Annotated in this window: 11 protein-coding genes; 7 read left to right on the top strand and 4 right to left on the bottom strand. The window is 67.5% G+C overall.

From position 1 onward, the window contains the following. Positions 1-6: 6 nt before the first annotated feature. Positions 7-2,640: a cyanophycin synthetase gene (gene cphA / locus ACZ5MJ_RS14265; protein ID WP_464220144.1), complete on the bottom strand. Its 2,634-nt coding sequence runs from the start codon at positions 2,638-2,640 to the stop codon at positions 7-9. A 239-nt stretch (positions 2,641-2,879) separates the two neighbouring features. Here cphA and ACZ5MJ_RS14260 point away from each other — a divergent pair, with 239 nt between their 5' ends. Next, positions 2,880-5,174: a cyanophycin metabolism-associated ABC transporter gene (locus tag ACZ5MJ_RS14260; protein WP_464220142.1), complete on the top strand. Its 2,295-nt coding sequence runs from the start codon at positions 2,880-2,882 to the stop codon at positions 5,172-5,174. Continuing rightward, the gene (locus ACZ5MJ_RS14255) at positions 5,167-5,661 is read left to right on the top strand and encodes a cyanophycin metabolism-associated DUF1854 family protein (RefSeq protein ID WP_464220141.1); all 495 of its coding nucleotides are present in this window, start codon (positions 5,167-5,169) and stop codon (positions 5,659-5,661) included. Before ACZ5MJ_RS14260 ends, ACZ5MJ_RS14255 begins: the two co-directional genes overlap by 8 nt. A gap of 48 nt (positions 5,662-5,709) precedes the next feature. Here ACZ5MJ_RS14255 and ACZ5MJ_RS14250 read toward each other — a convergent pair whose 3' ends face one another. Then, entirely contained in the window at positions 5,710-6,111 is a 402-nt protein-coding gene (locus ACZ5MJ_RS14250; protein WP_464220140.1) for a hypothetical protein, read from the bottom strand. Between the two features lie 284 nt (positions 6,112-6,395). Between ACZ5MJ_RS14250 and ACZ5MJ_RS14245 the strand changes: the two genes are divergently transcribed. From ACZ5MJ_RS14245 to ACZ5MJ_RS14225, 5 genes are all read left to right on the top strand, one after another. Further along, a complete protein-coding gene (locus ACZ5MJ_RS14245; RefSeq protein ID WP_464220139.1) occupies positions 6,396-7,472 on the top strand; it encodes a sensor histidine kinase in 1,077 nt (358 codons plus the stop codon). Continuing rightward, positions 7,469-8,119, top strand: coding sequence for a response regulator (locus tag ACZ5MJ_RS14240; RefSeq protein ID WP_464220138.1), 651 nt, complete (start codon positions 7,469-7,471; stop codon positions 8,117-8,119). Before ACZ5MJ_RS14245 ends, ACZ5MJ_RS14240 begins: the two co-directional genes overlap by 4 nt. Positions 8,120-8,252: 133 nt before the next feature. After that, positions 8,253-9,521 carry an amidohydrolase family protein gene (locus tag ACZ5MJ_RS14235; protein WP_464220136.1) on the top strand — a complete coding sequence of 423 codons (1,269 nt, stop codon included), beginning with the start codon at positions 8,253-8,255 and terminating at the stop codon, positions 9,519-9,521. Positions 9,522-9,556: 35 nt separating this feature from the next. Continuing rightward, positions 9,557-10,093, top strand: coding sequence for a DUF1097 domain-containing protein (locus ACZ5MJ_RS14230; RefSeq protein WP_464220135.1), 537 nt, complete (start codon positions 9,557-9,559; stop codon positions 10,091-10,093). Positions 10,094-10,221: 128 nt separating this feature from the next. Then, positions 10,222-11,955 carry a gamma-glutamyltransferase family protein gene (locus ACZ5MJ_RS14225; RefSeq protein WP_464220134.1) on the top strand — a complete coding sequence of 578 codons (1,734 nt, stop codon included), beginning with the start codon at positions 10,222-10,224 and terminating at the stop codon, positions 11,953-11,955. 26 nt (positions 11,956-11,981) lie between these two features. Here the strand turns inward: ACZ5MJ_RS14225 and ACZ5MJ_RS14220 are convergent, their stop codons facing one another. Together ACZ5MJ_RS14220 and ACZ5MJ_RS14215 are read right to left on the bottom strand one after the other, a co-directional pair. Then, the gene (locus ACZ5MJ_RS14220) at positions 11,982-12,683 is read right to left on the bottom strand and encodes a TetR/AcrR family transcriptional regulator (RefSeq protein ID WP_464220132.1); all 702 of its coding nucleotides are present in this window, start codon (positions 12,681-12,683) and stop codon (positions 11,982-11,984) included. Between the two features lie 79 nt (positions 12,684-12,762). After that, the gene (locus ACZ5MJ_RS14215) at positions 12,763-14,088 is read right to left on the bottom strand and encodes an MFS transporter (RefSeq protein ID WP_464220131.1); all 1,326 of its coding nucleotides are present in this window, start codon (positions 14,086-14,088) and stop codon (positions 12,763-12,765) included. Between the last annotated feature and the right edge of the window lie 56 nt (positions 14,089-14,144).

Genomic DNA, 14,144 nt, shown 5'->3' with positions numbered 1-14,144 from the left:
GCCGCGTCAGGCGCGGCGCGCAGGCTGGCCCATCCAGTGGTGCACCAGGTCGACGGTGGCGCCGGTGGCGGCCTCGTCGCACTGCAGTACCAGCAGGTCGCCCGGCACCAGCTGGCTCAGGGCGGTTTCAATGGCGCTGGCACGCGTGCCTTCGTCGATGATCTTGGTCACGCGCCGGCCTTCGTACAGGCCCTGCTTGAGCAGCGCGCGCACCTCGGCATCGGGCAGGGCGCGCCTGACACTGCGGTCTTCGCACAGGAAAACGCGGTCGAAATGCTGGCCCAGCACCTTGCCCTGGCGCACCAGGTCTTCGTCGCGGCGCTGTACGCCGGCGCCGTAGACCACCATGCGGCGCTCGGACGGGAAGCGCTCCAGCGCGGCAGCCAGCGCTTCCAGCGCGGGGGCGTTGTGGGCGTCGTCGATCACCACGGTGGCGCCGTTGCGCTCGAACAGCGTGAAGCGGCCGGGCACATCGACCTGGCCGACATCGAAGGTCACCACGCCGGCGCGGATCAGGTCGTTGGAAATGCCCAGCGCCCAGCCCGCGGCCACGGCCGCCAGCACGTTCTCGACCTGGAACGCGACACGGCCGGCATAGGTCAGCGGCACCGCGGCCACGTCGACCAGTGCGGTCTCGCTGTTGGCGGTGGCCAGCACGATCTTGCCTTCGCGCACATACACCGCGCGCTTGCCGGCGGCGCGGTGCGACACGATCGCGGGCAGGTCCGGCGTCAGGCCGAAGAAGATCACGTCGCCGTCGCACAGCCCGGCCATCTCCACCAGGCGTTCGTCGCGCGCGTTGAGCACGGCCGCGCCGTTCTCAAGCACCACGTCGACCTGCGTGCGCAGCACGTTGTACATGCGGTCCTCATCCTCGACGTAGTAGTCGCCGAGGTGGTCGGGCTGGTCGAAATTGGTGACCACGCCGACCTGGCAGCGGTCATAGACCAGGCCTTCGGAGAGGATGCTGCCGCTGTCGTTTTCGAACACGGCGGCCTCGACCGCGCGGTTCATCAGGATGCGGTGGCCCGCTTCCCAGTTGGCGCGGTCGCCGCTTTCCACCTGGCGGCGGTCCAGGAACAGCCCGTCGCTGCAGGCCAGGCCGGTATGCTTGCCCGACAGCTGCAGCAGGCGCGCCACCAGGCGCGCCACCACGGTCTTGCCGTTGGTGCCGGTCACGCCCACCACCGGGATGCGGCCCTGGTCGTCCTCGGATTCGGGGAACAGGTGGTTGACGATGGCGCGGCCCACCGGGCGCGGCGTGCCCTCGGCCGGCTTGAGATGCATCAGCAGGCCGGGACCGGCATTGACTTCGACGATGGCGCCGCGCTGCTCGGCGAGCGGGCGCGAGATGTCTTCGGCGACCAGGTCCACGCCGGCGATATCCAGCCCGACCACGCGCGCGGCCAGCGCCGCATGCGCGGCGACGCTCGGGTGCACGCGGTCGGTGACGTCGAAGGCGACGTTGCCGTTGCGCTGGATCAGCACGGTGCGGCCTTCCGGCGGGACCGAGCTGCCGTCCATGCCCTGGCGCTTCAGTTCCAGCCGCGCGGCCGAATCCAGGCGCACGCAGTTCAGCGGGTGGTCCTCGGTGCTGCCGCGGCGCGGATCGGAATTGATCTGCAGCTCGATCAGCGCGTCGATGGTGGACTTGCCGTCGCCGACCACGCTGGCGGTCTCGCCCATGGCAGCGGCCACCAGGCGGCCGCCCACCACCAGCAGGCGGTGTTCGTTGCCGGGGATGAAGCGCTCGACGATGACGCCGTTGCCTTCATCGATGGCCACGCCGTAGGCGGTCTCGACTTCCTCGCGGGTCATCAGGTTGGTGAACACGCCGCGGCCATGGTTGCCGTCGTAGGGCTTGACCACCACCGGCACGCCGATGTCCTCGGCGGCGTCCCAGGCGTCCTCGGGCGACTCGACCATGCGGCCTTCCGGCACCGGCACGCCGCAGGACTCCAGCAGGCTCTTGGTCAGGTCCTTGTCGCGCGAGATGCTTTCGCCAATGGCGCTGGTACGGTCGGTCTCGGCAGTCCAGATGCGGCGCTGGCGCGCGCCGTAGCCCAGTTGCACCAGGTTGCCGTCCGACAGGCGGATGGCGGGGATGTTGCGGTCGTCCGCGGCATCGACGATGCAGGCGGTGCTGGGGCCCAGGCAATGCTCGTCGACCAGGCTGCGCAGGTGGTCCACGGTGGCGGGGACGTCGTAGGGACGGTCCTCGATCGCGGCCATGACCAGGTCGCGGGCGGCGAACAGGGCGGCGCGGGTGACTTGCTCGTGCCAGGCGCGCACGATCACCTTGTAGACGCCGCGCACCGGGGTCTCGCGCGCCTTGCCGAAGCCGCCGGGCATGCCGGCCAGGTTCTGCAGCTCAAGCGTCACGTGTTCCAGGATATGGCCCGGCCAGGTGCCTTCCTTCAGGCGCTGCAGGAAGCCGCCGCGCTCGCCGATGCTGCAGCGATGCTCGATCAGCGACGGCAGCCAGGCCGACAGGCGCTCGTAAAACCCCGGAATCGTGTTGGAGGGAAAGTCCTCCAGTTCCCCGATATCAACCCATGCCTCCAGGACGGGCCGATATGTCCACATATTCGGGCCGCGCAGCGACATGACATCGAAAATCTCAATGTCCTTCTTTTTCATTGATTTAGCTTGAGGCAGTGGGCGGAACCGCCCGAGAAATAGAAGCCTAACCTTTCAGTAACGTTACAGCACAGAGCGGGTTGACTTTCTTGGTGTAAAAGTGGTTGTGCAGTGCATCAGGAGTACCCGCGCGTTCGTCGTTATGTATACTGCGGGCGAATTCGCGGGCCGCCAGCGCGTGCCCGGCCTAAATTGTTTCAAGTTATGTCCGTACCCCCTGGACGCACGCCGCGCCATCCATGACCCAGTCCTCCCTGCCTGTCCCTACCGCCCCTGCTGCCGACGAACCCTGGCGGGCTGAATCCGGATCGTGGCTCCGACCCGGCGAGACCGTCCTGGCCGGACTGGCCCTGGACCTCGACGCGAAGCTGCATTTTACCCAAGGGTGGCTGGTTGTGACGGGCCAGCGCATCGTTGCCCGGGCTCCCGGTGAAAAAAGTGTGCGGGAATGGAACATCGGGGCCACGCTGCGCCTGTCGCATACCGACCACGCGGGGGTGGGCACGCTCGAACTGAGCGGTCCCGCGGGCCGGCTGGCCAGCTGGAGATACACGCTTGGTTACAATCCGGCCGCCTTGCGGCTGGCTGACCAGTTCGAAGCGCAGCGAGACGCGGCCGTTTCCCGCCCGACTGGCGAGGCCGGCGAGATCCTGTGCCCCACCTGCAAGGCGCCGCTGCCGCCGGACGAAGAGCAGTGCCCCCAATGCAGCCGCGAGCTGGAAACCCCGCCGTCGACCTGGGCGCTGCTGCGCCTGTGGCGCTTTGCCCGCCCATACCAGTGGCAGCTGCTGGCGGGCTTCGTGCTGACGCTGCTGTCGACCGCCGCCACGCTGGTGCCGCCGTACCTGACCATGCCGCTGATGGACAAGGTGCTGATCCCGTTCCAGAACGGCGTGCCGATCGACTACGGGCTGGTGCGCCAGTACCTGGCGGGATTGCTGGGCGCGGCACTGGTGGCGTGGTCCCTGGGGTGGGCGCGCACCTATCTGCTGGCACGGGTATCGGAGCGCATCGGCGCCGATTTGCGCATAACCACCTACGAACACCTGCTAAAGCTGTCGCTCGAGTATTTTGGTGGCAAGCGCACCGGCGACCTGATGGCGCGCATCGGCTCGGAAAGCGACCGCATCTGCGTCTTCCTGTCGCTGCACCTGCTGGACTTTGCCACCGACGTGCTGATGATCGTCATGACGGCGGTGATCCTGGTTTCGATCAACCCGTGGCTGGCGCTGGTGACGCTGGTGCCGCTGCCGTTCATCGCCTGGATGATCCACCTGGTGCGCGACCGGCTGCGCCACGGCTTCGAGAAGATCGACCGGATCTGGTCCGAGATCACCAACGTGCTGGCCGACACCATCCCCGGCGTCCGCGTGGTCAAGGCCTTTGCCCAGGAAAAGCGCGAAGTGTCGCGCTTCCGCGAGGCCAACAAGCACAACCTGGCGATCAACGACCGCGTCAACGCGGTGTGGTCGCTGTTCACGCCGACCGTGACGCTGCTGACCGAGATCGGCCTGCTGATCGTCTGGGTGTTCGGCATCTGGCAGGTCTCGCAGAGCGCCATCACGGTAGGTGTGCTGGTGGCGTTCCTGACCTATATCAGCCGTTTCTATACCCGGCTGGATTCGATGAGCCGGATTGTTTCGGTGACGCAGAAGGCCGCGGCCGGCGCCAAGCGCATCTTCGACATCCTCGACCATGTGTCGAGCGTGCCGGAGCCGGTGCGCCCGGCAAGGCTGGACAAGGTCGAGGGTGCCATCGACATGAGCGACCTCGGCTTCCGCTACGGCAACCGCGCGGTGATTCGCGGCCTGAACCTGTCGATCGAGCCGGGCGAGATGATCGGCCTGGTCGGGCACAGCGGCTCGGGCAAGAGCACGCTGGTCAACCTGATCTGCCGCTTCTACGATGTTTCCGAGGGCGCGATCCGCGTCGACGGCGTCGATATCCGCTCGCTGCCGGTGTCCGAGTACCGCCGCCATATCGGCCTGGTGCTGCAGGAGCCGTTCCTGTTCTTCGGCACAATCGCCGACAACATCGCCTACGGCAAGCCCGACGCCACGCGCGAAGAGATCATCGCCGCCGCGCGCGCCGCGCATGCGCACGAGTTCATCCTGCGGCTGCCGCACGGCTACGACTCGCTGGTCGGTGAGCGCGGCCAGGCGCTGTCGGGCGGCGAGCGCCAGCGCATCTCGATTGCGCGCGCGCTGCTGATCAACCCCCGCATCCTGATCATGGACGAGGCCACGTCGTCGGTCGATACGACCACCGAGAAGGAAATCCAGAAGGCGCTCGACAACCTGGTGCAGGGCCGCACCACCATTGCCATCGCGCACCGCCTGTCGACGCTGCGCAAGGCCGACCGGCTGGTGGTGATGGACCGCGGCCAGATCGTCGAAGTCGGCAGCCACGACGAACTGCTGCTGCGCGAAGGCGCGTACTACAAGCTGTACCAGGCGCAGGCGCGCAACGTCGATACCGAGGACGGCGACGACCAGGACGAAGCCATCGAAGCGCCGGAGGCCGCCAATGCCTAATGACCTTTCCGCCGCGACGCCGACACCCATGTTCACACTTGACCGCAACCCTTTCGGCCGCCTGGTCCTGATCGCCGAGGACGGCACCGTCCACGAAGGCGTGGTGCCGGTGCGTGCATTCCCGATCTCCGCGCCGCAGGGCGGCATCGGCCTGATGAGCACCGACGGGCATGAAGTGGTGTGGATTCCGCGGCTGGAGGATGTGCCGCCGGCCGAACGCAGCATGATCGAAGAAGAACTCGCCTCGCGCGAGTTCATGCCGGAGATCCAGCGTATCGTCAGCGTGTCGACGTATGCCACGCCCAGCGTGTGGACGGTGCAGACCGATCGTGGCCAGACCGAACTGGTGCTGCGCGGCGAAGAGGCGATCCGGCGCCTGGCCGGCAGCACGCTGCTGGTGTCGGACACGCACGGCATCCATTACCTGATCCGCGACCTGATGGCGCTGGACAAGCACAGCCGCAAGATCCTCGACCGCTTCCTCTGAGGCGTTGCTGGCGACGCTGAACCCGGGCCGGCGCACGGCCCGCGTTTTCTAGTGCAGCATTTCGGACGAGTCGTCCTCGTCGTCCCAGTCGTCATGCATGACCGGCACGTCAGGTGCCATGTCGAACACCATCGAGTGGTAGCGCACGCTGAACCACTCGCGGAACATCGGCAGCGACAGTTCCGCGGGCCAAGCCGAGTCGTCGAACCATTCCCCCAGCATGAATTCGAAGAATTCCTGCCAGCGCTTCTCGACCCAGCGCACGGCGTTGTCGTGCGTATCGGCCAGCTCTTCAGGCAGGAGGAACACGCTCTGGTCCTCGCGCACCTGCTCTAGCGTGAGTCCGGCCACCGGTTGGGGGTCGACTGCCTGGATCCAGTCCAGGAACGGCTGTTCCGGGACCAGGGCGACCATGGAACGGTTGATGGTGAAGCGGGGATGGTCAGACATGGCGAAAGCCTTCAAGGACTGCAGCCGGGTATTGTAGTCCTTCGCCGCGGCGCATCGCCGCTTTGTGCGCGCAAGGCCATGCCGATGCCCGAAAGATCACGCCGGCTTGCGCGTATTCAGGAAAACGACAAGCGCATTGTCGGCGGCCGATGGCTATAGTCTGCGACGGGAAGCACGCAACGTATGCCATCTGATGAAAAATCGGTATGAATCGATACCTGCGTGTCATGAATCGAGGTGGCCTGACCTGACCTGGCAGGGCAGGCGCCTTGCGAGGAGACGTCATGGATACGTATGTCGACCTGCAGCGGGCCATACTCAACAACATACCGGACCAGGCCTGGCTGAAGGACGCAAGCTCGCGCTACATCCTGGTCAACGATGCCTTCATGGCGGCATGCGGGCGCAGCGAGGCCGAGATCCTTGGCAGCACACCAGACAAGGTCTGGTCGGCGGAATGGGGGAAGGTCTACCTGGGCACCGACAGGGCCGTGGTGACCAGCGGCATCCGGCGCCGCTACGAAGAGTGCCGCCCCGGCAGGGATGGCAGCCTGCGCTGGTTCGATACCATCAAGATGCCGATTCGCGGGCAGGGCGGCGCGGTCGTCGGCACGGTCGGGATCTCGCGCGATATCACCGACCGCAAGCGCTCCGAGCAGGAGTTGCTGGAATCGCGCGCGCAGCTGCGCGAGCTGTCCGCCTACCTGCAGTCCGTGCGCGAGGCCGAGCGCACCCGGATCTCGCGCGAGCTGCACGATGAGCTGGGACAGTCCCTGACGGCATTGCGCCTCGGTCTCAATGTCATTGAAGCGCAGCAGGGCCCCGATGCCGGCGACGCCTGCCGCAAGCATCTGCAGAGGCTCAAGCAGATCGCGGATTCGACCGTGGACGCGGTGCAGCGCATCGCGGCGGACCTGCGCCCGCCGCTGCTGGACGAGCTGGGGCTGACCGCCGCGATCGAGTGGCTGGCCGAGTCCTTTTCGGAGCGCGGCGGCATCAATTGCGAGCTGGCGCTGCAGCCCGTCGGCGATATCGGCGCGGAGGTCAGCACCGCGGTCTTTCGCATCGCGCAGGAAGCGCTGACCAATGCCTGCCGCCATGGCCGCGCCGATCGCGTGCGGGTCGAGCTGAACGAGGCCGGCGGGACCTTGCGGCTGGTGGTGGCCGACAACGGCCGCGGCATCGATGCGTCCCGGACCGGGCATCGCCGCAGCCTGGGTTTGCTGGGCATGCGCGAGCGCGCGCTGATGCTGGGCGGCAAGCTGGCGGTAACCAGCGAGGCGGGCGGCGGTACGCGGGTCGAGGCGCAGATCCCCAATGCAGGTGCGGCCGGCGCTGCCGGCAAGGGAGGGGCAAGATGATCCGCCTGATGCTTGCCGACGACCACACCATCATCCGCGACGGTCTCAAGACGATCTTCTCCACCGTACCCGACATGCAGGTGGTGGCCGAAGCCGCCGATGGCTGCGAAGTGCTGGCGCTGCTGCGCACGCAGAGGCCGGACGTGCTGTTGCTGGATATGTCGATGCCGGGGCGCAGCGGCATCCTGCTGATCCAGCAGATCCGCGCCAGCCATCCGGCGCTGCCGATCCTGGTGCTGAGCATGTACCGCGAGTCGCAGTATGCGATGCAGGCCATCCGCGCGGGCGCGGCAGGCTACCTGACCAAGAATGTCGAGTCCGACCAGCTGCTCGGCGCCATCCGCAAGGTGGCGCGCGGCGGTACCGCGGTCTCGCCGGCAATTGCCGACAAGCTGGTCAGCCAGGCGCGGCAGCCGGATGCGATGTTGCCGCATGCCCGGCTGACCGCGCGCGAGCTGCAGGTGTTCCAGATGCTGGCCGAGGGGCTGGGCATCAACGAGATCGCCGCGGCGCTGTCGCTCAGCGCCAAGACGGTGAGCACCCACAAGGCCAATATCCTCGGCAAGATGGATATCGCCTCCACCGCCGGGCTGGTGCACTACGCCATCCGCCACGGGCTGCTCGCCGAAGCCGGGGACGCCGCCTAGTCTGCTGCGGTGCGTCTAGGAAAATCCTTAGGTCGAATTCAGCCGATCCTGATGCAGTGATGCCGCCCCGGCATCTACGCTTCAGACAGCGAAGCCCTGACTTCGCCTGATAACAAGACCTAGGAGACAAGCCATGCAGCTGGATCTGCTGGTCCGGGACGCCTGCGTTCGCGATGACGCGCCCCTGACCGACATCGCCATCCGCGACGGCCGCATCGTCGCGATGGAACCCGGCATCGACGTGCCGGCACATGAAGTGATCGAGGCCCGCGGCCGCGCGGTCATCCCGGGGCTGGTCGAAGCCCACCTGCACCTGGACAAGGCCCTGCTGCACCGCCGCCTGCCGGCGCGCTTCGGCACGCTGGACGAAGCCATCCGCGTCACCGGCATCCTGAAAAGCAAGCAGCAGCGCCAGGATGTGCTGGAGCGCTCGCGCCAGGTGCTGGACATGGCGGTCAGGAACGGCACCGTGGCGATCCGCGCGCATCCCGATGTCGACCTGATCCAGGGGCTGATCGGGGTGGAGACGCTGCTGGAGCTGAAGGCGGAGTACCAGGACCTGCTCGACCTTCAGATCGTGGCTTTTCCGCAAGAGGGCATCCTGAAGTCGCAGGGCACGCGCGAGCTGATGACAGCGGCCATGGACATGGGCGCCGACGTGGTCGGCGGCTGCCCGTACAACGAGCTGACCTGGGCCGACACCATGCGCCATATCGACATGGTGTTCGAGCTGGCGCAACGCTACGACGCACCGGTCGACATGCACGCCGACTTTGCCGACGATACCGGCGACCAGCGCTTTGCCGCGGTGTCGTACATCGCGCAGAAGACCATCGAGGCCGGCTACCAGGGGCGCGTGTCGCTGGGCCATGTCACCAGCCTGGGCGCGCTCGACGCGGCGCAGCTGCAGCCGCTGATCGAGCAGATCCGCGAGGCCGGCATCAGCATCGTCACGCTGCCCGCCACCGATCTCTACCTGGGCGGACGCAAGGACACCCAGAACCAGCGCCGCGGGCTGACACCGGTGAAGGCGCTGCACAGTGGCGGCGTCAACGTGGCGTACTCCTCCAACAACGTCCGCAACGCGTTCACGCCGTTCGGCAAGGCCGACATGCTGCAGATCGGCAACATGCTGGCGCACGTGGCCCAGTTCGGCGTGCCCGAGCACCAGCTTGCGGTGCTCGACATGGGCACGCACAACGCCGCGCGCGCGATCGGGCTGCACGACAGCTACGGCCTGAAAGTAGGGCGCCAGGCCGACCTGGTTGTCCTCGATACCTTCCAGGTGGCCGATGCGCTGATCGATATCCCGGCCCGGCTGTGGGTGGTCAAGCGCGGCAGGATCACCGTCGTCACGCAGCATCGCTGCGACATCCACCGCCACCAATGCTGCCCGCACTGAAGCAACCCCTGTCCCCGTCCATCAAGGAGTCGATCATGAGAAAGCTACCCGCCGAAGTCGTGGCCTCGCTGCTTGCCATTACCACCGTTCCCATCGCCGCGCATGCCTCGCACTTGCCGCCCTGGGCCATCTTCATCAGCTGGGCCGCAACCTTTGCCATGGGCGGACCCACGCCGGAGAACCTGAAAAAGATCTGGCCGACGCTGCCGGTGGGCTCGCTCTTCGCCTTTGTGATCGTGCTTTGCTTCCGGCAGGCGGCCGTGCAGTTCTCAGGACCTGCGCTGATCGCAGCGGAGATGGTGATCCTGTTCACGCTTAATGCCTCGATGATGTATCTCGCGCGCGTGTTCGTCACGCTGCGCTTCATCCCCGGCATGTTCTTCGGCTTTGCCTCGTACTTTGCCACGTTGTTCGGTGGCTTCGGCCCGGTGCCGGGCGATCCGGTTGCAGCCCTCGGCGCGGTAATCGCCATGAATGCGCTCGGACCGGCTTATGCCTGGATCAAGCATCACTACGCCGCGCCGGAATCCATTGCGGAGCGTCCGTGGCAGGGCTGGAAGAGCGAGGCCTGAGCCGGCGTGCCGCGCCGGGGTTGCGCGCAAAGCGCGGCATGCCCCGGCGCCATCATCGAATCGACACAGCGGTTGCCGGCGCGCAGTGCATCCCGGCGTCGGCAGCCAAGCATGCGGGAGAAGTGGGTATGGAATATCTGGGCGAGGCGGATCCTTGCGGTACCGGCACTGGCGTTGGTACGACACGTCGTGCCTTCCTGGCTGGCTCGGCCGCACTGGCGGGCAGCACGGTCTTGCCTGCCGTCGGGCAGGAACTGGCGCAGGAGCCGGCGCAATCCGGGCGCGCCGGGCTGGCGCATTCGTCCGCGGGCATGGTCACCAGCCCGCATGGGCTGGCCAGCCAGGCGGGGCTGGAGGTTCTGAAGGCCGGGGGCAACGCCATCGAAGCCGCGATTGCCATCGGCGCGGTGCTGAGCGTGACGTATCCCCACTTTACCGGGCTGGGGGGCGATGCCTTCCTGGTGGTCAGCGACCGCGACGGCAATGTGCGCACCTTCTCCGGCATCGGCCAGGCCGCGGCCGAGACCTCGGGCTACGCGGGCACCATTCCGCTGCGGGGGCCGGCAGCGGCGCTCACCGCGGCGGCCACGGTTGCGATCTGGGACCGCGCCTTTGCCTTCAGCCGCGACCAGTGGGGCGGCACGCAATCGTGGTCCGCGTTGCTGGCGCGGGCCACCGAGTATGCCGCCAACGGCTTCCCCGTCACGCCGTCGCAGTGCTTCTGGCAGGAGTTCCGCTCGGCGGACCTGCCAGGCTGGGATGGCTTCGGCCGGGTCTTCATGCCTGATGGCCGCATGCCCAGGCCCGGCGAAATGTTCCGGCAGCCCGAACTGGCCCGCACGCTGGACCGGGTGGCGACACAGGGCGGGCGCGAATTCTATGAGGGCGACCTGGCAGGGCGCCTCGCCGCGGGGCTGGCCAAGGCCGGCTCGCCATTACGCGGACGGGACCTGGCGCGTTGCCAGGCGCGCGAGGAAGTGCCGCTGCGCGTCGCTTACCGCGACGGCGAACTGCTCGGCCTGCGACCGCCGACACAGGGCGTGACCACGCTGGAAATCATGGGCATCCTCAATCGCTTCGACCTGTCGGGCATCCCCGAGGGCAGCGCGGACTACTACCACCTGCTGGTCGAGGCGGTGAAGCTGGCATTCCTGGACCGCAACCGCTACGTCGCCGACCCCGACTTTGTCGACGTGCCGGTGGACCGGCTGTTGTCGCAGTCCAATCTCGATGCCCACGCGCGCCGTATCCGCATGGACCGTGCCATGGCGTGGCCGCATGTGTTCAAGCCCGGCGACACGGTCTACATTGGCGCCGCCGACCGCGAGGGCCGCTGCGTGAGCATGCTGCAGACGGTCTATTTCGACTGGGGCAGCGGCCTGGTCGTTGGCGACACCGGCGTGCTCTGGCACAACCGCGGCGCATCGTTCAGCCTGGATCCCGAGAGCCCCAACGTGCTGCAGGGCGGCAAGCGGCCATTCCATACGCTCAACCCCGGCATCTACCTGAAGCAGGGCAGGCCGCACCTGCTATACGGCACGCAGGGCGCCGACGGCCAGCCGCAGACGCTGGCCGCGGTGCTGACGCGGATGATCGACTACGGCATGGATCCGCTGACGGCGCTGCGCCGGCCGCGCTTCCTGCTGGGCAAGACCTTCTCGGACAGCCGCGACAGCCTCAAGCTGGAGCAGGATGCCGGCCTGCCGGTGTTCAGCGAGCTTGCGGCGCGCGGCCATCAGTTAAGCCCGATCCCTGCGCAAAGCCAGTTGGCCGGCCATCCGGGTGCGATCCGGATCGATGCCGGCGGGCAGCTCACCGGTGCGCACGATCCGCGCAGCGATGGCAGGGCGCTGGGAGTCTAGGGTCCGTTCACAATTGTGAACAGGCCCTAGGTAGCGCGGCGGCGCACGGCGCGCGGCTTGCTTACCGGCGCCGTCAGCGCCGCGGTGCAGTAGTCGACCAGGTCGGCAACGGGTGGCTTGCCGCCCTGGTGCTGCGCTTGCTGGCACCACTGCGCGAGCGAATAGACCACGCTCTGGTGGAACCACAGCATGCGCTGGCCCAGGATCTTGCGTGGCAGTTCAGGCAGGGCTGCCGCAATCAGCCGCCTGACGCGCAGCACGCCGGTCTTGGCCTCGGGATCGATCAGCTCGGCATTGAGCAAACGCGGGCTGAAGGTGGCCTGGGCCAGCACCTGCACATAGCGCGCGCCCCACGGGGTGCTGGTGATGGTGTCGGCCAGCGCGCTCACCGATGCCTCAACCACGGCGCGCACGTCGGTGTCCTCACCGGCGGCCTGCAGTTCGTCCAGGTAGCGGTTGCGCAGCGTGTTGACGTAGGCCAGCCGGAAATTGAGCAGCTGGCTGACCAGGGCCTCGCGCGAGCCGAAATGGTAGTGCAGCGCCGAACGGTTGCGCTGACCCGATTCCACCACGATCTGGCGCAGTGGCACCAGCTCGACGCCGTTCTCCGCGAACAGGCGCTCGGCGATCTCCAGCAGGCGGCGCGCGGTCTCGTTTTCCAGCGGGCTCGGCGGTGCGTCTGCGTCGGCGGGCGGGGTTTCGTGGGAACGGTTGCGTACCCGGCTCATAGGCTGGCGCTCAAAGGGTTCAGGGGCGGCCATGGCGGCTGACAGTGCCGGCGATTATCCGCGCAAGGCCGGGCGGCGATCAAGCCGCTGCATCGGTGCCGCGCAGGCGCCGCAGCGAGCGCGCCGGATGCTGGCCCAGCAGCCCGACGACCGCGCCCACCAGCATCACGGCGCCACACACCGAGAAGCCCAGTTCAAAGCCATGCGCGCTGCCATGCGCCTGCACCTGTACCAGGCGTCCCATCACCACCGGGGCGATCGCGCCGGCGCTGGTCGCCACCGCCGTGCTCAATGCAATGACGGCGCTGCGCTGGCCGTCGGGAACAATCTCGGCAAGGATCGCCGGTCCCAGCGCAAACGCCACCGGCGGCAGCGTCGCCGCCAGCGCCAGCATCAGGACCTTGCCGCCCGGGGGCAGTTGCAGTAGCGGCAGGCACAGGAACAGCAGGCCGCCAAGCCCGATGCAGATGCAGCCGAACACCACGCGCGCCAGGCGCGAGGTGGCGCCCCGGCGCAGCATGCGCTGCGAGCACCAGCTGAGCCCCAGGCTGACCGGCACGCCGAACGCGACGACAAAGGCAAACATCCGCCCGGCCGACACGGGGTCATAGCCCAGCCCCTGTTCCAGGTAGGAGGGCAGCCAGGTCAACACCAGCGCCAGGCCCCAGTAGGCCGAAAAGCCGGCCAGGAACCCCGCCAGCACGGTGGCGTCGGTGAGCAGCCTGCGGTAGGGGATGTGCACCGGCGCCGCGTCGGCGGGCGCGACGTGGGTGCGCAGGTTGCCTTCGCGGCCAAAGCGCAGCCAGGCCAGCGCCCACAGCGCGGAGATTGCCGACAGCACGATGAAGTTCATGCGCCAGCCCCAGTGCTGCGTGATGAACGGCACGCCCAGCCCGGCCAGCAGCAAGCCGATCACCGCGCCCTGGTTGATCAGCGTCACCGGCAGGTTGCGCTTCTCGTGCGGGAACCACTTGTAGAGCGCGTGTACCGATACAGGGAAGGCCGGCCCCTCGCCCGCGCCCAGGATCACGCGCGACACCAGCAGCGCCGCCGCGGTGCCGGCCAGCGCGACCGGAAACTGCACCAGCGACCACAGCACCGCCATGGCAAGCAGCAGCCAGCGCGCCGGTACGCGATTGCCGGCGAAGCCGACCACGGCCGCCGACAGCGAAAACAGCCAGAAGAAGCTGCCGGCGATGAGTCCAAACTGCGTGGGGCTGAGCTGGAGCTCATGCATCAGTGGCACGGCGACCATGCCCAGCACCACCTTGTCGAGAAAGTTGATTGCCGAGAGCACGGTGAGCCAGCCCGCGATGCCCCAGGCCTGGCGGGGGCGGTACGCATGGGCATCGGCGTGGCTGCCATCGGCCTGCAGAGGCGAAGAGGTTGTCAGCATGCTTTCCATGTTCCGGTACCCGCACTCCAGCGGAGTTGACCTTTTTGCATCGGTTAATCACAAAG

It is taken from the genome of Cupriavidus sp. LA-1 (assembly GCF_055385985.1).
The sequence above is the reverse complement of the archived record's forward strand: the minus strand, read 5'-3'. Positions and strand labels throughout refer to the sequence as shown.